The organism is Delftia sp. BGA-UO-ETr-SB1 (assembly GCF_059567865.1).
This window is the reverse complement of record NZ_JCAQOW010000006.1, coordinates 2361119-2382185: the sequence shown is the minus strand read 5'-3', so window position 1 is coordinate 2382185 and position 21067 is coordinate 2361119. Positions and strand designations below refer to the sequence as shown.

Annotated in this window: 18 protein-coding genes; 10 read left to right on the top strand and 8 right to left on the bottom strand. The window is 68.8% G+C overall.

Features of this window, described 5'->3' with window-relative positions; translation table 11 throughout:
- Positions 1 to 187 precede the first annotated feature (187 nt).
- The 9 genes from AC57B5_RS29425 (at position 188) to AC57B5_RS29385 (ending at position 10370) form a co-directional block, all read left to right on the top strand.
- Complete coding sequence (locus AC57B5_RS29425) at positions 188 to 1897, top strand: tannase/feruloyl esterase family alpha/beta hydrolase (RefSeq protein WP_496400831.1); 1710 nt, start codon at positions 188 to 190, stop codon at positions 1895 to 1897.
- A 173-nt stretch (positions 1898 to 2070) separates the two neighbouring features.
- On the top strand, positions 2071 to 3219 hold the full coding sequence (locus tag AC57B5_RS29420; protein WP_123695144.1) for a porin: 1149 nt from the start codon (positions 2071 to 2073) through the stop codon (positions 3217 to 3219).
- A gap of 49 nt (positions 3220 to 3268) precedes the next feature.
- Positions 3269 to 4261 carry a tripartite tricarboxylate transporter substrate-binding protein gene (locus tag AC57B5_RS29415; protein WP_071956311.1) on the top strand — a complete coding sequence of 331 codons (993 nt, stop codon included), beginning with the start codon at positions 3269 to 3271 and terminating at the stop codon, positions 4259 to 4261.
- Between the two features lie 66 nt (positions 4262 to 4327).
- Complete coding sequence (locus AC57B5_RS29410; RefSeq protein ID WP_216294649.1) at positions 4328 to 4813, top strand: Rrf2 family transcriptional regulator; 486 nt, start codon at positions 4328 to 4330, stop codon at positions 4811 to 4813.
- Positions 4800 to 5699 (top strand): NAD(P)/FAD-dependent oxidoreductase, encoded by a 900-nt coding sequence (locus AC57B5_RS29405; protein WP_486641575.1) that lies wholly within the window; start codon positions 4800 to 4802, stop codon positions 5697 to 5699. Before AC57B5_RS29410 ends, AC57B5_RS29405 begins: the two co-directional genes overlap by 14 nt.
- A 200-nt stretch (positions 5700 to 5899) precedes the next feature.
- A complete protein-coding gene (locus tag AC57B5_RS29400) occupies positions 5900 to 8053 on the top strand; it encodes a TonB-dependent receptor (protein ID WP_099733263.1) in 2154 nt (717 codons plus the stop codon).
- Between the two features lie 79 nt (positions 8054 to 8132).
- Entirely contained in the window at positions 8133 to 8405 is a 273-nt protein-coding gene (locus tag AC57B5_RS29395) for a hypothetical protein (protein WP_496400830.1), read from the top strand.
- Positions 8386 to 8724 (top strand): hypothetical protein, encoded by a 339-nt coding sequence (locus tag AC57B5_RS29390; RefSeq protein WP_013801745.1) that lies wholly within the window; start codon positions 8386 to 8388, stop codon positions 8722 to 8724. The genes AC57B5_RS29395 and AC57B5_RS29390 overlap by 20 nt, the downstream gene beginning before the upstream one ends.
- Positions 8721 to 10370, top strand: a complete 1650-nt coding sequence (locus AC57B5_RS29385) for a PepSY-associated TM helix domain-containing protein (RefSeq protein ID WP_496400829.1) — start codon at positions 8721 to 8723, stop codon at positions 10368 to 10370. Before AC57B5_RS29390 ends, AC57B5_RS29385 begins: the two co-directional genes overlap by 4 nt.
- Positions 10371 to 10443: 73 nt before the next feature.
- Here AC57B5_RS29385 and AC57B5_RS29380 read toward each other — a convergent pair whose 3' ends face one another.
- The 4 genes from AC57B5_RS29380 to AC57B5_RS29365 form a co-directional block, all read right to left on the bottom strand.
- Positions 10444 to 10662, bottom strand: coding sequence for a hypothetical protein (locus AC57B5_RS29380; RefSeq protein ID WP_013801743.1), 219 nt, complete (start codon positions 10660 to 10662; stop codon positions 10444 to 10446).
- Positions 10663 to 10767: 105 nt separating this feature from the next.
- The gene (gene blaOXA / locus AC57B5_RS29375) at positions 10768 to 11571 is read right to left on the bottom strand and encodes a class D beta-lactamase (protein WP_496400828.1); all 804 of its coding nucleotides are present in this window, start codon (positions 11569 to 11571) and stop codon (positions 10768 to 10770) included.
- A 62-nt stretch (positions 11572 to 11633) separates the two neighbouring features.
- Complete coding sequence (locus AC57B5_RS29370) at positions 11634 to 12059, bottom strand: GNAT family N-acetyltransferase (protein WP_225613955.1); 426 nt, start codon at positions 12057 to 12059, stop codon at positions 11634 to 11636.
- Positions 12060 to 12083: 24 nt separating this feature from the next.
- On the bottom strand, positions 12084 to 13781 hold the full coding sequence (locus AC57B5_RS29365; RefSeq protein ID WP_096913489.1) for a long-chain fatty acid--CoA ligase: 1698 nt from the start codon (positions 13779 to 13781) through the stop codon (positions 12084 to 12086).
- Between the two features lie 227 nt (positions 13782 to 14008).
- On the opposite strand from AC57B5_RS29365, the gene AC57B5_RS29360 reads away from it, so the two are divergent.
- A complete protein-coding gene (locus tag AC57B5_RS29360) occupies positions 14009 to 14548 on the top strand; it encodes a pyridoxamine 5'-phosphate oxidase (RefSeq protein ID WP_496400827.1) in 540 nt (179 codons plus the stop codon).
- A gap of 1 nt (position 14549) precedes the next feature.
- Here the strand turns inward: AC57B5_RS29360 and AC57B5_RS29355 are convergent, their stop codons facing one another.
- The 4 genes from AC57B5_RS29355 to hrpA form a co-directional block, all read right to left on the bottom strand.
- A complete protein-coding gene (locus AC57B5_RS29355) occupies positions 14550 to 15053 on the bottom strand; it encodes a hypothetical protein (RefSeq protein ID WP_496400826.1) in 504 nt (167 codons plus the stop codon).
- A 2-nt stretch (positions 15054 to 15055) separates the two neighbouring features.
- Positions 15056 to 15958: a LysR family transcriptional regulator gene (locus AC57B5_RS29350; protein WP_071956316.1), complete on the bottom strand. Its 903-nt coding sequence runs from the start codon at positions 15956 to 15958 to the stop codon at positions 15056 to 15058.
- Between the two features lie 61 nt (positions 15959 to 16019).
- Positions 16020 to 16670: a cysteine hydrolase family protein gene (locus AC57B5_RS29345; protein ID WP_496400825.1), complete on the bottom strand. Its 651-nt coding sequence runs from the start codon at positions 16668 to 16670 to the stop codon at positions 16020 to 16022.
- A 265-nt stretch (positions 16671 to 16935) separates the two neighbouring features.
- Complete coding sequence (gene hrpA, locus AC57B5_RS29340) at positions 16936 to 21009, bottom strand: ATP-dependent RNA helicase HrpA (protein ID WP_496400824.1); 4074 nt, start codon at positions 21007 to 21009, stop codon at positions 16936 to 16938.
- Positions 21010 to 21067: the final 58 nt, after the last annotated feature.

The window sequence follows — 21067 nt, the reverse complement described above, 5'->3', positions numbered from 1 at the left end:
CCTGTGCGGCCTGCTGCCTGCCCCGGCATCAAGGGGAAGTCCCAATAAGAAATTCGCAAAGGCCGCTTGAATTGGTTATTAAATATAACCAAAATCGCGGCCATCAGAAAGCGATGCGGATGCGGGCAACGGCTGCCACGCAACGGTTTCGCGCTGAGGCTTCACACCACCTTCCGAGGAGACAGACATGGACAGAAAGATCCACAAGACCCGTTCCCGCGCCTTGCCGGCCACGCTGGCCGCCGCCCTTCCCGCCCTGCTGCTGTCGGCCTGCGGCGGCTCGAGCGACGGCATCGCGCAGCTGGCCGAGGCCCGCCCCGCCACGCTGCTGTCGTGCACGGACCTGGCCGCGAAAATATCCTTCCCCAACACCCGCATCACCGCCGCCGAGACCGTGGCCGCCGGCACGCTGACGGTGGCAGGCAAGCCCATTGCCGAGCACTGCCGCGTGACCGGCCGCATGCACGAGCGCGTCAGCACCGTCGATGGCCAGAACTACGCCGTGGGCTTCGAGATGCGCCTGCCGCGCGACTGGAACGGGCGCTTTTTCTACCAGGCCAACGGCGGCCTGGACGGCAGCGTGAGCACGGCCGTGGGCGCACTGGGCGGCGGGCCGCTGGGCAATGCGCTGCAGATGGGCTTTGCCGTGCTCAGTTCCGACGCCGGGCATGCAGGCAGCCTGGGGCCCTTCTTCGGCCTGGACCCGCAGGCGCGGCTGGACTACGGCTACCAGGCCGTGGGCAAGCTCACGCCCATGGCGCGCAGCGCGCTGCAGACGGCCTATGGCAAGGGCCCGGACCGCTCCTACCTGGGCGGCTGCTCCAACGGCGGGCGCCACGCCATGGTGGCCGCCTCGCGCTATGCCAACCAGTACGACGGCATCATTGCCGGCAACCCCGGCACGCGCCTGCCGCTGGCGGCCATTGCCAACATTGCCGGCGCCCAGGGCTATGCGAAGCTGGCCACCACGCCCGCCGACCTGGGCACGGGCTTCACCCAGGCCGAGCGCCGCCTGGTCAGTCAGGCCGTGCTGGCCCGGTGCGATGCGCTGGACGGCGCCACCGACGGCATGGTGCAGGCCGGCGCAGCCTGCCAGGCGAGCTTCGACTTGGCGCGCGACGTGCCCACCTGCGGCGGTGCGCGCGACGGCAGCTGCCTCAGCGCCGAGCAAAAGAGCACCATTGCCGGCCTGTTCAAGGGTGCCACCACCAGCGGCGGCAGCCGCATCTACAGCAGCTTCCCGTATGACGCAGGGCTGGATACGGCCGGCTGGGCCGGCTGGAAATTCTCCAACTCGCTGAACCTGGACACCGGCGCCGTGGGCCTGGTCTGGCAGGCGCCACCCGAGAACCCGGCCAGCTTCAACGGCCCGCAGTTCGCGCTGACAGGCAGCGTGGACAGCATGCTGGCCAAGGTCCAGGCCACGACGGCGCTGTACACCGAAAGCGCGCTGTCCTTCATGCTCCCGCCCGACTACGGCAAGCTGCCCGTGCTGCGCAACCGGGGCGCCAAGCTCATGGTCTACCACGGCACGGCCGATCCCATCTTCTCCAGCGACGACACCGTGCAGTGGTACGACACGCTGCGCCGCAACCATGGCGACGCAGCCGACTTCGCCCGCCTGTACCTGGTGCCCGGCATGAACCACTGCAGCGGCGGCCCGGCCACCGAGCAGTTCGACATGCTCAGCTCCCTCGTGGCCTGGGTGGAGAAAGGCCAGGCCCCAGACCGCGTGATCGCCAGTGCGCGCGGCGCAGGCAATGCGGGCGGCGCCAACGCCGACCTGCCCGCCACCTGGTCGCCCACGCGCACCCGGCCGCTGTGCCCCCATCCGCTGGCCGCCCGCTACAACGGCAGCGGCGACATGGAAAGCGCTGCCAGCTTCAGCTGCCGCTGACCGTGCACTGAAGGCGGGCGGCGCCTGAACGGCCCGCCCCCTTCCGCCCTCATCCACCCCTTGTCCGCAGTCCCGCCCCCCGGCGGGGCCGGGCCCCGCTGCGCCTGAAAAAAAGGCGTGCGGACACCCACGCCAAGACGGCAACGATTTTTCAAACCAGAGGAGACATCACCATGCAAAAAACCCCGTCCCCGCTGACCCTGGCGGCCGCCGCCGTGCTGGCCCTGGCCGGCTCCAGCACCAGTTTCGGCGCCTTCGCGCAAGGCACCTCCAGCGTCACGCTCTACGGCATCGTCGATGTGGGCGTGGAGCACGTGAACAATGTGGCGGCGGGCGGCGGTCTCAGCCGCATGCCATCGACCACCAGCCTGGTGCCCTCGCGCTGGGGCCTGCGCGGCAGCGAGGACCTGGGCGGCGGCCTCAAGGCCATCTACACGCTGGAGTCGGGCTTTGCGCCCGACCAGGGCACCTTCAACCAGGGCGGGCGCGGCTTTGGGCGCCAAAGCTGGGTGGGACTGGGCGGCAACTGGGGCAGCCTGACCATGGGCCGCCAGAACTCCATGCTGTTCTGGTCGCTGCTGGACTCGGACATCATCGGCCCGGCCGTCTTCGCCATGGGCTCGCTGGACGCCTACATTCCCAACTCGCGCGCCGACAACATGCTGGCCTGGCGCGGCAACTTCGGCGGCCTGGCACTGGGCGCGGGCTACAGCTTCGGGCGCGATGCCGTCAACGCAGGCCCCAGCCCGGCAGGCACCAACTGCCCGGGCGAGAGCGGATCGGACACGCAGGCCTGCCGCCAGTGGTCGCTGTACGCCAAGTACGACACGCCCGTCTGGGGCCTGGCGCTGGGCTACGAGCAGCAAAACGGCCGCACGCCGGCCTCGTCCACCGACCCGGTGTTCGGCGGCATGACCTCCAGCGCCAAGCATGACGAGCGCCTGCACCTGGGCGGCTACTTCAAGCTGGCCGGCGTGAAGGTCGGCGGCGGCCTGCTGCGCCGCGACAACGATGGCGATGCCGTCAAGCCGCGCAGCAACCTCTGGTATGTGGGCGCCTCGTACCCGGTCACCGAGGCGCTGGTGCTCGAAACCCAGTGGCTGACGCTGCGCTACCGCGGCGTCTCGGGCTACGACTCCGACCTGCTGGTGGCACGCGCCATCTACAACCTGTCCAAGCGCACGGCGGTCTACACCCAGCTCGGCCACATCCGCAACGACCGCCTGGCCACCGTCTCGGTCAGCGGCGGCGCCCCGGGCAGCAACACCGCGCCGGGCCGCTCGCAGACTGGCATCAACGTCGGCATCCGCCACATGTTCTGAGCCTGTTCTTTCCAGCTTTTCCTTTTTTCGATTTCACCAGGAGACATCCATGCAGATGCATCGCCGTCATTTCGTCCAGGCCCTGGGCAGCGCCGCCGCCCTGGGGTCGCTGTCGCCACTGCATGCCCTGGCCCAGGCGCTGGACCAGGTCAAGATCATGTACGGCTTTCCGGCAGGCAGCTCGGGCGACAGCGTGGCCCGCCGCGTGGCCGAGCGGCTGGGCGGCACGCCCTACAGCAAAGGGCCGGGCTTTGTGGAAAACAAGCCCGGCGCCGGTGGCCGCATCGCGGTGGAGGCCCTGAAGAACGCCCCGCCCAACGGCTCGGTGCTGGCGCTGGCGCCCGTGTCGGCCTTCTCGGTCTACCCGCACATCTACCCCAAGCTGACCTACAAGCCCGAGGATGCCATCCCCGTCTCCATCGGCGCCGTCATCTACCACGGCCTGGCCGTGGGGCCTGCCGTGCCGGCCGAGGTCAAGACCCTCAAGGACTTCCTGGCCTGGGCCAAGGCGCACCCCGACCGGGCCAACTTCGGCTCGCCGGGCGCGGGCTCCATGCCGCACCTGCTGGGCGCGCTGCTGAGCCTGCGCTCGGGGGTGGAACTCAAGCACGCGCCCTATCGCGGCACCGTGCCCAGCATCACCGACCTGGTGGGCGGCCAGGTCGCGGCCACCATGAACCCCAGCGGCGACTACCTGCAGTACCTGAAGGCGGGCCGCCTGCGCGTGCTGGCCACCTCGGGCAGGCAGCGCTCGCCCTTCCTGCCCGACGTGCCCACCTTCACCGAACTGGGCTTTCCCGATGTCACGGTGGAGGAATGGTTCGGCTTCTACGCTCCCGCCAAGACCCCGGCCACCACCATTGCCAACGCCAACGCGGCCATCACGGCCGCGCTCAAGGACAAGGCCGTGATCGACGGGCTGGCCGCCCTGGGCCTGCTGGCGCGTGGCAGCACGCAGCAGGAAATGGCGGCCGACCAGCAGGCCGAGTTCGAGCGCTGGAGTTCGCTGGTCAAGCAGATCGGGTTCACGGGCGAGTCCTGATCAGTCGGCGGCAGGCCCATTCCCCTTCACGGGACAAGGCCACACTCATGCAACAAATAATGTTGCATGAAACAGAACAGCCAATTCTCGGACGTCCTCCATGTGCTGCTGCATATGGCCGAGGGCGATGGACCTGCCACCTCCGACATGCTCGCCGCCGCGCTGCAGACCAACCCGGTCGTGCTGCGCCGGTTGATGTCGGGCCTGCGCGATGCAGGCCTTGTCACTTCCGCCAAGGGCCATGGCGGGGGCTGGGTGCTTTCTTGCGAACTGGACCGCACCACGCTGCGCGACGTGCATGAGGCCCTGGGCGCGCCCGGCCTGGTGGCGCTAGGCTTCAGGGAAGACCGGCCCGAATGCCTGGTCGCCCAGGCCGTGAACGAAGCCCTGAGCAACGCGGTGCAGCAGGCCGAGGCCGCCCTGCTCGCACGCCTGGGCACGGTGACGCTGGCTGCCCTGTCCCAAGACTTCCACGCCCGCCTGGCCCGCCATCGCGCAGCAGGCGGCCAGGGTTGGCACCAACTGCAGGAGCACACACATGAAACACGTTGATTTCGCCGTCATCGGCGGCAGCTATGCAGGCCTGTCCGCCGCGCTGCAACTGGCGCGTGCGCGCCGCCAGGTGCTGGTGGTCGATGCCGGACTGCGGCGCAACCGCTTCGTGGACCAGGCCGGCGAGACATCGCACGGCTTTCTCACCCAGGATGGCGTGGCCCCCGCCCAGATCGCCGCCCAGGCCCGGCAGCAGCTGATGGCCTATCCCACCGTGCAGTGGCTGGACGGCACGGCCGAAGACGCCCGCGTGGCGACCGATGGCCGGCTGGAGTTCCGTGCAGCGGGCACGGCCATCAGCGCCGCCCGCCTCGTCCTGGCGCTGGGCGTGCATGACAGCCTGCCGCCCGTGCCGGGACTGGCCGAGCGCTGGGGCCGCAGCGTCTTTCACTGCCCGTACTGCCACGGCTACGAGATGAATGCGGGCCGCATCGGCATCATCGCCAGCTCGGCCCTGGCCCACCACCACGCCGTCATGCTGCCCGACTGGGGCCAGACCACGCTGCTGCTCAACGGCGCCTACACGCCCGGCGCCGAAGAACTTTCCACCCTTGCGCACCGGGGCACCCAGGTGGAGGCCACGCCCATCGCCCGCCTGGAAGGCCGGGCCGACGTGGTGCTGCAGGACGGCCGCCGCCTGGTGATGGACGGCCTGTTCACCCAGCCGCGCACCCGCATCGCCAGCCCCGTGGCCGAGCAGTTGGGCTGCGCCCTGGACGAAGGCCCCATGGGCACCTTCATCAAGGTCGCGGAAGGCCAGGCGACCAGCGTCCCCAACGTGTTCGCCTGTGGCGACGCGGCCCGCGCGGCCGGCAACGTGGCCATGGCGGTGAGCGATGGCGCCATGGCGGGCATTGGCGCGCACCGGTCGATGATGGGGTGGTGATGGGGTGGTGATGGGGTGGTGATGGGGTGGTGATGGGGTGGTGATGGGGTGGTGATGGGGCGGGCCTCGGGCCCGTGCATGGACGCAGATCAACTGCCCGCCGGACGATGCGTGGATACAACAACTTCCCATGCTAACTAAATCCGTAAATATAATTAAGACTGATTCTCATTGACATCTACAAATCAAGAGTCCAGTCCATGCACACCACCAACGGCCGCACGCTGCGGTTCAACTCCATTGTTCTGGCCATGCTGGCCGCCGGCGCAGGGTCCACGGCGATCGCACAGGATGCAGCGCAGGCGCCGACCGCAACGACGCCGACGCTGTCGCAGATCGACGTGCGCGACAAGTACGAGCGCGAGGACCTGCCCACGCTGGCACCGGGGCGCAAGGCCGCCAAGGGTGCACGCCTGGGCATTCTGGGCGCCACCTCCATCGTGGACGCGCCGGTGCATGTCAACGCCTACACCCGCGAGCTGGCCGAGGACTGGTCCGCCCTGTCGCTGCAGGATGTGCTGGAAAACGATGCGGCCGTGGTCTTCACCACCAACAAGGGACACCTGCTGCAGAACTTCAACCTGCGCGGCCTGGATGTGACGGCCATGGACATCGCCACCAACGGCCTGTACGGCGTGGCGCCGGCCAATTCGGTGCCCATCGAGATGTTCGAGCGCGTGGAAGTGATGCGCGGCCCCAACGTGCTGCTGTCCGGCATGCCGCCGCTGGCCAGCGTGGCCGGCTCCGTCAACATGGTCACCAAGCGCGCGCTGGCCCAGCCCATGGCGGACCTGACGGCCACCTACGTCTCGGACTCCTACCTGCAGATGCATGCCGACGTGGGCAGGCGCTTCGGCCCCGAGCAGCGGCTGGGCCTGCGCTTCAACGGCGTCTACGGCTCGGGCGACATGGGCGCCAAGGACGAGAGCCAGAAGCGCCGCGTGGGCGCCCTGGGCCTGGACTACCTGGGCGACAGGGCCCGCTTCTCGCTGGACCTGTACAACAGCATCACCAAGATCGACGGCGGCAGCCCGGGCATGTTCAGCTTCCTGGGCAGCGCGGCCATCCCCGGCGTGGGCCGGCTGCTGGCACCGCCCAGCGGCGACGTGAACATGTTCCGCGGCACCCACGGCCAGTACGACAACAGCGGCCTGCTGGCGCGTGCCGAGGTGGACTTCACGCAGAACTGGCAGGGCTATTTCGCCTTCGGCGCCTCCGAGGCGCAGGGCAAGGGCCTGCTGTTCGGCACCCGCGCCATCGTCACGGGCCTGGATGGCACCACGCGCGGCGCCATCTACAACGTGCACACCGAGTCCGAGCGCCGCACGGCCGAGGCCGGCGTCATCGGCAAGCTGAGCACGGGCAGCGTGCAGCACCGTCTGCAACTGTCGTTCAACATCCTCAAGCACAAGGAAGGCACCTACAACACGGCCTGCAACTACTGCTACACCACCAACATGTACGAGCCGACGACGCCCACCTTCCCGGGCGCGCCGCAGTGGAAGGGCTACACCACCGAGAACGAATTCCGCTCGCTTGCCCTGGCCGACGTGATGAGCTTCGCCAACGACAAGGTGCTGCTGACGCTGGGCGCACGCCACCAGACGGTGAAGACGCCGCTGGTCAACGGCGTGTCGTCCAACTACAGCAAGAGCCGCGTCTCGCCCATGGCCGGCCTGGTCGTGCGGCCCTGGGGCGACAACGTCTCGCTGTACGCCAACTACACCGAAGGCCTGGAGCCCGGCCGCACCGTGGGCGCGGGCTTTGCCAACACCGGCGAGACCCTGGCGCCCATGCAGACCAAGCAGGGCGAGGTGGGCGTGAAGCTGCAGGCGGGCCAGACCACGCACACGCTGAGCGCCTTCCGCATCGAAAAGCCGTCCATCATCACCAACAGCGGCAATGCCCAGGTGCTCGATGGCGAGCAGCGCCTCAAGGGCCTGGAGTGGAGCGCCTTCGGCAAGCTCACGCAGACGCTGTCGCTGCTGGGCGGGGTGGAGTACATCAAGTCGCGCCAGATCAACTCCGGCCGTGAAAACTACGGCGTGCCCAAGCTGCGCGCGCGCATCGGCATCGACTGGGAAACGCCCGTGCAGGGCCTGTCGGTCGGCGGCCGCGTGCTGTACACCGGCTCGCAGTGGGTGGACTCCGGCAACAAGCTGCGCGCCCCGGCCTGGAACCGCTTCGACCTGATGGCCAAGTACGAGACCAGGTTCGGCGCCACGCCCGTGCGCTTCAATGCCAGCGTGGAGAACGTGACGGACAAGAACTACTGGATCGGCATGTTCACCGACGGTTTCGTCATGCCCGGCGCACCGCGCACCTTCCGGCTGTCGGCCACCGTGTCGTTCTGACCGCCTGACGCACTGCGCGGGCCACCCGGCGGGGCGCATGTGTCCTGCCGGGTCTTTTGCTTCCCACGATCGAATTTCCATGCCGCTCTTCACCGTCGCCGGCCTGCTTGCCACCTCGCTGGCCTGCCTGTGCATCTACGCCGCCTCGCCCAACCAGCGGCTATGGGCGGCCGCCTGGCCGCGCCAGCCTGCCCTCCTGGCCGGTGGCGGCCTGCTCGCAGCGGGCTGGCTGGCATTCGCCCAGGACATGCGGACGCTGGCCGCAACGTTCACCTGGCTCACCCTGCTGATGCTGGCCTTCGCCCTGCTGCCCTATATCGGAGCGCTGTTCCATGGCCGACGCACACCCTGAGGCCCGCCCGCGCAAGCCGGCCCCCATCCGGCCGGACTGGATCTCCAAGACCCTGGCCGGCCTGCTGCTGGGCCCGGGCCTGGCGATCAGCGCCAGTGGCCTGCTGGCCGCCCTGCTGCACGGCATGCCGCTGGCGGTGAGCGGGCAGCTGGTCATGTGGCTAGTGCCGCCGGTCTGGCTGCTGGTGCAGTCCCTGGTGTATTTCTTTTCCAGCGGCCTGCGCGCCTGGGCCTGGCTGGGCGGGGCCAACGCGCTGGCCCTGGCCGCCTGGTGGCTGGTGCGCGCGGCAATGCACAGCAGCGCAGGAGGCCTGTCATGAGAGCCGACTACATCCGCATCTACAAATCCGTACACACCTGGACGGGCATCCTCAGCGGCATGGCCTTGTTCATCGCCTTCTACGCGGGTGCGCTGACGGTGTTCAAGGAACCCATCCGGCGATGGTCCACGCCGCCTGCCGCCGTGGTGCAGGCCGTGCCCATGGACGAGGTGCAGCCGCTGATCGCCCGGACCCTGGCCAGCACGCCGGCGGCCGCGCGCGGCGCCATCGTGCAGCTGCAGGGCGACAACGCCATCCCGCGCCTGCAATGGCAGGTGCGCGATCCCAAGGCCGACGACCATGACGAAAGCGCCGTACGCCACTACACGGCCCAGCTGTCGGCCGACGGCAGCGTGCAGATCAGCGAGCAGCGTCCGTCCCGCCTGGTGGAGTTCATCGACGTGCTGCACCGCGTGGTCGGCCTGCCCGTGGACTCGGACCCCAACCGCTGGATCATGGGCGCGATCTCGGCCCTGTACTTCCTGGCCCTGGTTTCGGGCGTGGTGATCCTGCTGCCCTCGCTGGTCAAGGACTTCTTCGCACTGCGCGTGGGCAGGAACCTCAAGCGCATGTGGCTGGACGCGCACAACGTGGTGGGCATCGTCAGCCTGCCCTTTCACATCGTCATGGCCCTGAGCGCCGTGGTCTTCGCCTACCACGACCAGATCTTCGACGTGCAGGACAGGCTGATCCACGAAGGCCAATGGGCCCAGACCTTTGCGCGCCCCTCGGGCAAGGCCCCGGACGCGCCGCCACGCAATCCCGCCGACATGCTCAAACCCTCGCAGCTGGTGGAGATCGTCAGGGCCGCCGCGCCCGGCTTCGAGCCCGAAAGACTGCAGTACGCCCAGGTCACCGGCCCCAAGCCCACCGTGCGCGTCTGGGGCAGGAATCCCCAGGCCGTATCGCCGCGCGCCGTGGGCGGCTTTGCCATGCTCGATCCGTACAGCGGCAAGCTGATCTCGGCCGACTACCTGTCAGGCGGACAGAGCACGCCCAACCTGTTCATCAGCAGCTTCTTCGCGCTGCACATGGCCTCCTTCGGCGGACTCGCGGTCTGGTGGCTGTACTTCCTGCTGGGCCTGGCGGGCGCATGGCTGTTCTACGGCGGCAATCTGCTGTGGGTGGAGACGCGGCGCAAGGCCCAGCGCAAGAGCGCAGACTTGCCCGTGCAGCGGCGCGACACGGCCCTCATGGCCTCGGCTACCGTCGGCGTCTGCCTGGGCTGCGTGGCCGGCATTTCCGCCACCATTGCCGCCGCCAAGTGGCTGCCGGGCCGCGTCGATGACCTGGCCGCATGGCACATGGGCATCTACTACGCCGTGTTCTTCACCAGCATGGCCTGGGCCTTCGTGCGCGGCGCAGCGCGCGCGGCCCCGGCCTTGCTGTGGCTGGCCGCCGCCTGCACGGCCGCGATCGCGCTGTCATCGCTGGTGGGCTGGCTGGCGCCAGGCACCGGCGCGTGGGTGGACACCTCGCTGATCGGCCTGGACCTGACGGCCGTGGCCGGCGTGCTGGCCCTGGCCTGGATGGCGCGTGCCACGGCACGGCGCACGCGCAGCGGCCCGCGGGACAGTGTGTGGTCCGCGCCGCGCGACAAGCCGGCGCATCAGGACACCAAGGACTCACCGGCACCGGCCAGCTGACCTGGCCGGCACGCCATGGGAGTGCGCAGGTGGGCCGGTTGCCTGGTGGGCCGGCCCATCCCCGCTGCTGGGTCTATCCGAAAATGGCGCCGCCCGCATCCAGCGAGGGCGGCCGCAGAAGATCGGCATTGACGCCCATGGCCTCGCTGGCCCGCTCCACGGCCTGCCACAGCGGGGCGGGCATCTGCAGTATTTCCTCGGGGGAGTTCGCGCGGGCAATCCAGTCGCTGATCTCAACGTGCTGCTCGGGGGTGAGCAGGTCCAGGTTCAGCATTTCGTCAATGGTCTTCATCGGGTGTCGGTCTGTCGCTCTTGTGCGGGAGATATGCGGGAGAGGTGCGGGAGATGTGTGGGAGGTATGTGGGCAAGGTGCGGAAAGGAAAACGCCCGTGCATTGTCAGCGGTCCGCGGCAGGCAATCGCTGCAGCAGGGCATCGCGTGCGCGCAGGCCGGCATTGGGCTTTTGCGCCTGCTCATCCTGGATCAGCGTGGCGAACACCAGCCTGCGCTGGTCCTTGGTGGCCCAGCCCACATACCAGCCGTAGGCCCGGCTGGCATCGTAGCGGTTGTCGCTGCCGGGCGACCCGGTGCCGGTCTTGCCATGCACGGTCCAGCCGTCCACAGGCACGGGGTGCCGGGTGATGCGCGCAGTCATGTCGATGGCCTGACTGCTCACAGACAGTTCCCGGCGCACGATCCTGCGCATGAAGGCCACCTGCTCGGCCGCCGAGATGCGCAGCGAGGACACCACCCACGCGCCGTTGTGGCCGGGATGGGCCACGGCAACGGCGGAGACATCCTCGTTGCCGTACTGGAAGGCCCTCACGTAGGCGCCAAACCGCTGCTGGCCCAGCTCCCGCGCCACCTGCTGCGAGTACCAGAACACCGAGTCCTTCATCCACGCCTGGGGCGTGATCTCGCGCCGCCAGGCATCGCCGCCCCAGTCCGGATACTCCGGTTGGTACGGCCACGCGGGCCGGGATTCGTCCTGCAGGATGCCGGCGTCATAGCCCATCAGGCTGATGGCGATCTTGAAGGTGGAGGCCGGCGTGACCCGCTCGGCGCAGGCCGGGCCGCTGTGCACCAGGGACTGGCCCGTGTCGGCGTCGGCGACGATGGTGCACAGTTCGTGCGCGGTGGCCGGAATGCAGAAAAAGGCCACGGCCACCACTGCGGCAGCCACGGGAAGGAATCGGCGCATTGATCAATGTTTCATGAGGGACTGGCGCGCGATGATAGACGGGCTGAGGCCCTGGAAATCCGTCATGTGCCGCGAGCCCGTCGGCGCTCCATCGCCTCTTCGGATGCGACAAAGCCCAGCCTGGCAAAGAACTGCGGGGCCTGTTCACGGCCGGCCCGCAGCACCCAGGTGATCCCGGGATCGGCACCCGTCACTGCCTCGACCAGCCTTCGCCCCGTGCCCTGCCCCCGGTAACCGGGGGCAACCACCACCATGGACAGGTATCCATTGGACAGCCCGTCCGTGATGGCGCGCGCAAAACCCACCACCTGGTTGCCCGCCACAGCCACCTCCACGGCCTGGGACGCACCGATGAGGCGCTCCAGATAGTCCTGGCTGGCGATGCGATGGCCCCAGCCATTGGAAATGAGCAGTTCATAGGCACCCCGCAGGTCGGCTGGGGCGTAGCGGCGGATCAGGGGCAAGTCGCAGACCATGGTCCCGGACATTGTGCCTGTGGACTGTGACTGCTCCTAGGCCTGGGCCTCCGCCTCCTGCAGCTGCCGCCACATCACCTTGCCGCTGCCGCTCTTGGGCAGGGCCTTGACGAACTGCACGATCTTGGGCGCCTTGTAGACGGCCATGTTCTCGCGGCACCACTGGATGATGTCCTCGGCCGTGGTGTCTTCCTTGCCGGCGCGCAGCACGACGACGGCCTTGACCGACTCGCCGCGGTAGGCGTCTCGCGTGGAGATCACGCAGGCTTCCTGGATGGCGGGGTGGCGGAACATCAGCGATTCGACCTCGGCTGGCCAGACCTTGAAGCCGCTGGCGTTGATCATGCGCTTGAGGCGGTCGGTGATGAAGTAGTAGCCGTCCTCGTCCACGTGGCCCAGGTCGCCGGTGCGAAAGAACCGCTTGCCGTCGATCTCCATGAAGACCTGGGCCGTGGCGTCGGGTCGCTTCCAGTAGCCGTCGAAGACCTCGGGGCCGTGGACGACGATTTCGCCCTGCTCGCCCTGCGGGACATCGGCGCCGGTTTCGGGGTCGATGACACGCGCCTCGGTGCTCATGAAGGGAATGCCCAGGCATTGCTGCTTGGGATGCTCGAAAGGGTTGCTGTGCGTGGGTGCGGCCGTCTCGGTCAGGCCGTAGCCCTCGCTGAAGCGCAGGCCGTATTGCTCCAGCAGGCGCTGGGCCACGGCCTGTGGCATGGCCGCACCGCCGCCGCCGATGTACTTGAGGCTGGTGAGGTCGAACTGCGCAAAGTTGGGGCTGCCCAGCAGGTCGATGACCATGGTAGGGATATTGGTCCAGCTGGTGACCTGGTAGCGAGAGATCAGCCGCCCCGCCAGCTCGCGGTCCCAGCGCGGCATGACGACCAGGGTGGCGCCCACGAAGATGGCCGTGTGCAGCACCGAGACCATGCCCGTGATGTGGAACATGGGCACGACGGCCAGGACTACGGTCTCGCTGGTGCCGCTGCCCCAGTAGCTGCCCGCCACGGCGTTGTGGTTGATGGAGCGGTGCGGGTGCATGCAGCCCTTGGGGTGGCCCGTGGTGCCGCTGGTGTAGGGCAGCACGGCCATGTCGTCGCGGCCCACCACATGGGGCGGCGCGGCGTCGGTACAGGCCATGGCCTGCTGCCAGGTGTGGACGCTGCCGCCATCGAGCACGGCCGGCTCACGCCGGGTGAGCAGCCAGTCGTGCCACTGCACGGGCGGGGCGTCGTCGCCCTGCACCCCGGCATCGAAGGCGTCCGTGAACTGGGTGACGACCAGGTGCTCCAGCCGCTGGCCGGGCGCCAGCGCATTGCTGGCCTTGGCCAGTTCGGGGGCCAGGTCGGCCGTGGTGATGGCGACCTTGGCGTCGGCGTCGGTGATGTAGTGCCTGAGCTCCTCGGCCATGTTCATGGGGTTGACCGGCACCACCACCGCATTGGCGCGGAAGATGGCGTAGTGCGCCAGGATGAGTTGCGGCGTGTTCTGCATCAGCAAAATGACGCGGTCGCCGCGCTGCACGCCCAGGCTGTGCAGGTAGGCCGCCATGCGCTCCGTGCCCTCGCACAGCTCGCGGTAGCTGATGGAGCTGCCGAAGTAGCGGATGGCTGCCTTGTCCGGGTAGCGTCGCGCATTGACGGCCAGGTTGTCCCAGACGCTGGTGGCGGGCACGGTGATGGAATGGGGCAGGCGGCTGGGCCAGAAAGCGTGGTGCGCGGGCTGGGAGGGCATGGGTGGATGGGCTTTGAAGTGTCGGTGAGTGGAAGGGACGGCGGCAATCCGCCTTGCCAGCGAGGCTAGGCCCACACCCGCTTCCCGGCATTGGGGAAGGCCCCAGGAGATCGTCGCCAAAGTGACGCTTGAGCGCCCATGGCATACCGATGCCACCGCAACTCGCCTTGTGCTTTCGCAAGCCGGCCACGGACACGCCTTAAGTACGCCACAGGTACGATGGCGCCATGCCCTCCACGCCCGCCATGCCCCACCTGTCCCGCCTGCAGCTGTCGCTGCGCGATCTGCTGGCCCGCCACCGCAGCGCGGCCCTGGCCACCCAGCCCGCCGACTCCCCTGCCCCCGGGGCTGGCGATGCACTGCCCGCTCCCCGGCTGTCCATGGTGCCCTGGGCCTGGAATGCGCAGTTTGGCTGCTTTGTGCTGCACGTCAGCGCACTGGCAGCGCACACGCGGGCCATGGAGCTGCACCCGGCCGTCAGCCTGCTGGTATGCGCGGCCGAAGTGGGCGGCGAGGGCGTGCATGCACTGGAGCGCGTGGCCATTGAAGGCGTGGCCAGCACACCGCCGCCCGGCAGCGTGCTGGCCGATGGCGCGCGTGACAGCTATGTGCTGCGCTTCCCCGAAGCCGCGTTCATGACCGATCTGGGCGACTTCCGCTTTGTCTGCATCACGCCATCCATCGCCCGGCACGTGGCGGGCTTTGGCGCGGCGCGCGATGTGTCGGCCCATGACCTGATCGAAGCACTGAACACCCAGCCCAGCTGACTCACGCGCCCCGCACGTGGGCCGCGATCAGGGCGCCCGCCGCATCGCCCTGCCCCGCCACGCAGGCGCGCACATGGTCTTCCCACATCTGGCCCTGCTGCTCCACCTGGGCATGGACAAAGCGCTGCAGCATGCGCCGGGGATCGTCGCAGCGCTCATAGGCATACGGATCGCCGCGCGTGCACAGCGCCTTGAACTGCAGCCAGGCGGCCTGCCGCGTGACCGGCATGCCCTGCAGGCGCTGCCACTGGTGCAGCAGCTCATGGGCAAAGATGCCTGCGATCTGCGGATGCGACAGGCGCAACGGCTGGTGCGGATCGGACTGCGTGAAGAAGGCGCGCGGCATGAAGATGCGCCCGCCATTCATGGACAGCGCCCTGCGCGTATCGCCCAGCCGCCGCTGGTACACGCGCAGGCGCGGCAGCAGCGCATCGAGCGAGGCGCCGAAATGCGTGCGCACAAAGGCCTGCTCCTGCGCATCCAGTGGCCGGCTCCAGAAGACCATGCTCAGCCGCCTGGCCCTTGCCGATAGCGCCGCGCCATGAAATCCACAAACGCGCGCACGGCCGGGCGCAGATGCCGCGTGCGCGGATACAGCGCGTGGTAGCTGTACTGCCCCAGATGAAAACAGGGCAGCACCCGCACCAGCTGGCCGCGCTCCACGGCCGAGCGCACGGTATGCCAAGTCAGCGCCGCAATGCCCCGGCCCGCGCGTGCGGCCTCGAAGATGGTGGCCACCGAATCGGTGCGCAGCGCCGTGTGCGGCTGCACCTCGGTCACGGCGCCCTGCCCGGACACCACGCTCCAGCGCAATGGGGCCGGGCCCGCCGCAAAGGCCAGGGCGCGGTGCTCGGCCAATTGCCCGGGCGCCTGCACCACGCCCTGGCGCATCAGGTAGGCGGGCGACGCCACCAGCACCAGCGGCGAATGCGTGAGCAGCCGCGCCTGCAGCCCGCTGTCCGGCAATTGGCGGCTGATGCGCACGGCCGCATCCACGCCCTCGGCCACCAGGTCCACCAGCCGGTCGGTGCACAGCAGCTGCAGCTCCAGATCGGGGAATTGCTGCTCGAACTCGGGCAGCCAGTCGCCCAGCTCGATGGCGCCCACGGCCAGCGGCAGCGTGATGCGCAACACACCCGCCACGCGCGCACGGCGCTGCGCCAGTGCGGCCTCGGCCGCATCGAGCTGCTCCAGCAACTGCACACAACTGAGGTAGTAGCTGCGCCCCGCATCGGTCAGGCTCAGCCCGCGCGAATTGCGCTGCAGCAGCTGCGTGCCCAGCTCCGACTCCAGCCATTTGACATGGCGCGACGCCGTGGAATGCGTCATGCCCAGCCGGTCCTGGGCCGCCGTGAAACCCTGCGCGTCCACCACGCCGCAGAACACCCGCATGGCTTGCCATCTGTCCATTGCTCATGCACTCCTTTGGCGGGGATTGTGGAGCATGGACCGCTGATGCCGACCAGCCCGCTCAGCGCAGCGCCAGCTCCAGGATACCGTCCGTGGGCAGCACATCGCCAAACACATCCTCGATCTCGGCCAGCGCGGCACGGTGCAGGCTGTCGGCGTCCACGGATTCGCCATTGCTGCGCGTGATGGCACGTGTGGCCACGGCATCACTGGCCACGATGACCTCGAAGCCCAGCGGCGCGGCATCGCGTGCGGCGCCGGCCACGCAGGCGTGGGTCATGAGGCCGCAGATGACCAAGGTGGTGATGCCACGCGCGCGCAACTGGTCGGCCAGGTCGGTGCCGACGAAGGCGCTGACGCTGCGCTTTTGCACCACGGTGTCGCCCGCGCGCGGCTGCAGGCCGGGGTGGAACTGGACGGCGCTGCCATTGACGGCGAACACGGGCGCACCTTCAGGGGCAATGTGCTGGATGTGGAACACGGCAACCTGCCCGGCATCGGCCCATTGCAGCAGGCGCCGGGCCTGCTCCAGGACCTGCGGGCCGCGCGGGATGGGCAGGCGGCCGCTGAAGTACTCGTTCTGGAAGTCGATGACCAGCAGCGCCGTGGCACCCCGTGGCAACTGGCTGCGCCCCGGCGCGCCGGACAGGGCGCGGAGGGTGGGATGGCTGGTGGATTGGGTGGCCTGGCTGGCCTGTTCTGCGAGTGACATGCAGTGCTCCTGAAAACGGGAAGTGGTTGATGCCTGCAGTCTAGAAACGCACAGGCCCCGCCGCAACGCCATGGAGCGGCCAGCATCTGTGCAGGTTCTGCACAGATCGCCCGTGCTTTGAAAAATGCCCCATCTCTGTGATGGCGCATACGGCCTTGGGCCTTGCATCGCTCCAACCCGCCGCGTGCCGGGAAGGTGGCGATGCCGCATTGAAACATGGCCTGCGGCCCTCCCGCTCAAGAAAGGGCCGCAGGCCGGCACGGCGCTAGTTCTGCAGCTGCTGCCAGACCTTGTCCAGCCGCTTGATGCTGACCGGGTACGGCGTGCGCAGCTCCTGGGCGAAGAAGCTCACGCGCAGCTCCTCCAGCATCCAGCGGTACTCCTGCATGCGCGCATCGATGTGGCCCTTGCGCTCAGCCACCAGGCGCCAGTAGCGCTGCTCCAGCGGGCGCAGCTCGGTCAGGCGGCTGGCGTCGCGCGCAGGGTCGGCGCGGTACTTGTCCAGCCGGCTGGTGATGGCCTTGAGGTAGCGCGCGTAGTGCTGCAGCTGGGTCCAGGGCGCGGCCGCGATGAAGTTCTTGGGCACCAGGCGCTGCAGTTGCTGGGCGGCGTCGGCCGTGGCGTCAGGCGCGTTCTTGGTGTCCTTGATCTTGCGCTGCGCCGCCGCGTACTCGATCAGGATGGTGGAGGCCATGCGCGCCACCTCGTTGGCGATCAGCGTCAGCCGGCCGCGTCCGTCCTGCACGCGCTGCTTGAACTGCGCGTCGTTGGTGGGCAGCGGCTCCTGCAGGAAGGCGCGGTCTATGGCCACGTCGATGATCTGCTCGCGCAGTTCCTCCTGCGTGCCCAGCGGCATGTAGGCGACGGCCATCTTCTGCAGGTCTGGAATGTTCTTTTCCAGGTACTTGAGCGCGTCGCGGATCTGCAGCGCGAACAGGCGACGCAGGCCCACGCGGTGGCGTGCGGCCGCGACCTCGGGCTCGTCGAAGACCTCGATGCCGACGGCATCGCCGTGGTCGATCAGTGCTGGAAAGCCGATCAGCGTCTGCCCGCCCCGGCCGATCTCCATCAGCTCGGGCAGCTCGCCAAAGCTCCATTCCTTGTAGCGGCTGTCGGCGGGCTGGCTGGGCTTGGCATTCCTGGCAGGCGGGGCCTGGTCGGGCTTTTCCGCCTTGGCAGCGGGCGCAGGCTTCCTGCCGGCTTCGGGCGCGGTGGCAGCGGGTGCAGAAGGGGCCTCCGTGACCGACGCCACCTTCAGCGCGGCCAGCGCCTGGAAGGCGCCGCGCGCCTTGGCGCCCAGTTCGGCCTTGAGCGCGCCCAGGTTGCGGCCCTGGCCCAGCTGGCGTCCATGCTCGTCCGTGATGCGGAAGTTCATGAACAGGTGCGGGCTGAGCATGTCCAGCTTGAAGTCGGCGCGCTTGACGTCCAGCGAGGTCTCGTCGCGCACCTGCTTGAGCAGGGCATCGATGAGCGATCCCTGGCCCCAGCGCTCGGGCGTGGTGAAGAGTTCGGCCAGGCGCTGGGCGCTTTCGGGCAGGGGCACGAAGCGGCTGCGCGGGCGCTGCGGCAGGCTCTTGAGCAGGGCCTGGAGCTTGTCCTTGAGCATGCCGGGCACCAGCCATTCCACGCGCTCGTCGCTGACCTGGTTGAGCACGAACAGCGGCACGGTGACGGTGATGCCGTCGCGCGCGTCGCCGGGGCTGTGCAGGTAGCTGGCCGTGCAGTCCACGCCGCCGAGCTTGACCACCTTGGGAAAGGCCTGGGTGGTGATGCCGGCCGCCTCGTGGCGCATCAGCTCGTCGCGCGACAGGCGCAGCAGGTCGGCGTTTTCCTTGGCCGCCTCGCGGAACCAATGGTCGAAGGTGGCGCCGCTGAACACGTCCTTGGGGATCTGCTGGTCGTAGAAGGCGTAGATCAGCTCGTCATCGACCAGCACGTCCTGGCGGCGGCTCTTGTGCTCCAGCTCCTCGACCTTGCGCACCAGCTTGAGGTTGGCGGGCAGGAAGTGCCAGCGCGTATCCCACTGTCCCTCCACCAGGGCCTGGCGGATGAAGATCTCGCGCGCGGACTGCGGATCGATGCGGCCATAGCTCATGCGCCGGCCGTTGTAGACCACCAGGCCGTAGAGCGTGGCGCGCTCCAGCGCCACCACGTCGGCCTGGTTCTTGGACCAGTGCGGATCGAGCAGCTGCTTCTTGAGCAGGTGGGCGCCGACTTCCTCCAGCCACTGCGGATCGATGGCGGCGATGCCCCGGCCGTACAGGCGCGAGGTTTCCACCAGCTCGGCCGCAACGATCCAGCGCCCCGGCTTCTTGGACAGGTGGGCACCCGGGTGCGGGTAGAAGCGGATGCCGCGCGCGCCCAGGTAGGCGTCGCTTTCATCGCCCTTGTAGCCCAGGTTGCCCAGCAGGCCGGACAGCATGGACAGGTGCACGGCGTCGTAGCCTGCGGCCTCGGTGTTGATCTTCCACTTGTGCTCGTTGACCACGGTCAGCAACTGCGAGTGGATGTCGCGCCATTCGCGCACGCGGCGGATGTTGATGAAGTTCTGGCGCAGCAGCTGCTCCCACTGGCGGTTGCTGAGCTTGTGCGAGGGCTCGTCATCCGTGCCGGGACCGGTGTCCTGGGGATGGAAGGCCGCCAGCGCCTCGGCCGCCGGGGCGGCCACGCTCTGCCCGCCGCTGCGCTGGGCCACGGGCAGGAAGGCAGCATTGCGCGCCGATGGCTTGGCGGCAGGCGCCTGGGCCGTGGCCATTTCCTTGCGGCTCTTGGCCACCACCTTGCCGCCACGCGCATCCTGCAGCCATTTCCACAGGCGCAGGTAGCCGCTGAATTCGCTTTTCTCGTCGTCGAACTTGGCGTGCTGCTGGTCGGCCTGCTGCTGGGCCTCCAGCGGCCGGTCGCGCACGTCCTGCACGGACAGGGCGGAGGCGATGACCAGCACCTCGGCCACGGCGCCGCGCGTGCGCGCCTCCAGGATCATGCGGCCCACGCGCGGGTCCAGCGGCAGGCGCGACAGCTCGCGGCCCATGGGCAGCAGCTCGCCGCGCTCGTCCACGGCGCCCAGCTCGCCCAGCAGCTGGTAGCCGTCGGCAATGGCGCGGCCCGAGGGCGATTCAAGGAAGGGGAAATTCACCACGTCGCCCAGGCCCAGCGACTTCATGCGCAGGATGACGCCGGCCAGCGAGGAGCGCAGGATTTCAGGGTCGGTGAAGCGCGCGCGCGTGCCGAAGTCGGCCTCGTCGTACAGGCGGATGCAGATGCCGTTGGCGACGCGGCCGCAACGGCCCGCGCGCTGGTTGGCCGCTGCCTGGCTGATGGGCTCGACCAGCAGCTGCTCGACCTTGCTGCGGAAGGAATAGCGCTTGACGCGTGCCGTGCCCGCATCGATCACATAGCGGATGCCGGGCACGGTCAGCGAGGTCTCGGCCACGTTGGTGGCCAGCACGATGCGCCGGCCCGTGTGGCTGTCGAAGATGCGGTCCTGCTCGGCCTGCGACAGGCGCGAGAACAGCGGCAGCACCTCGGCATGGCGCAGCACGGGCTGCTGTGCCAGGTGCTTGCGCAGGTGGTCGGCCGCCTCGCGGATCTCGCGCTCGCCGGGCAGGAACACCAGGATGTCGCCGCTGACGCCGCCGGACCACAGCTCGTCCACGCCTTCGGCAATGGCATCGTTGAGGTCGTGGTCGCGCTTTTCCTCGAAGGGGCGCCAGCGCATCTCCACGGGGTAGGTGCGGCCCGAGACCATGATCACCGGCGCAGGCCCCTTGGGGCCTTCGAAATGCCTGGAGAACCGCTCGGCATCGATGGTGGCCGATGTCACCACCACCTTGAGGTCGGGGCGCCGGGGCAGGATCTGCTTGATGTAGCCCAGCAGGAAGTCGATGTTGAGGCTGCGCTCGTGGGCCTCGTCGATGATCAGCGTGTCGTAGGCCTTGAGCAGCGGATCGGTCTGCGTCTCGGCCAGCAGGATGCCGTCCGTCATCAGCTTGACCGAGGCGTCCTTGGACAGCCGGTCCTGGAAGCGCACCTTGTAGCCCACCACATCGCCCAGCGGCGTGTTCAGCTCCTCGGCAATGCGCTTGGCCACCGAGCTGGCGGCAATGCGGCGCGGCTGCGTGTGGCCGATCAGGTGGCCGCGCACCTGGCCCTTGTCGTCGGGCGTGGCGTTGACCTTGCCCCGGCCCAGCGCCAGCGCGATCTTGGGCAGCTGCGTGGTCTTGCCCGAGCCTGTCTCGCCGCACACGATGATGACCTGGTGCCGGTCCATGGCCTCCATGATTTCCTCACGGCGGGCGGATACGGGCAGGGATTCAGGGAAGCTGATCTTCAAAGGCATAAGGGGCTGGATTATCCCCGCGCCATGCCGGCGGCGCCACGCGGCTGCAGATTTCCAT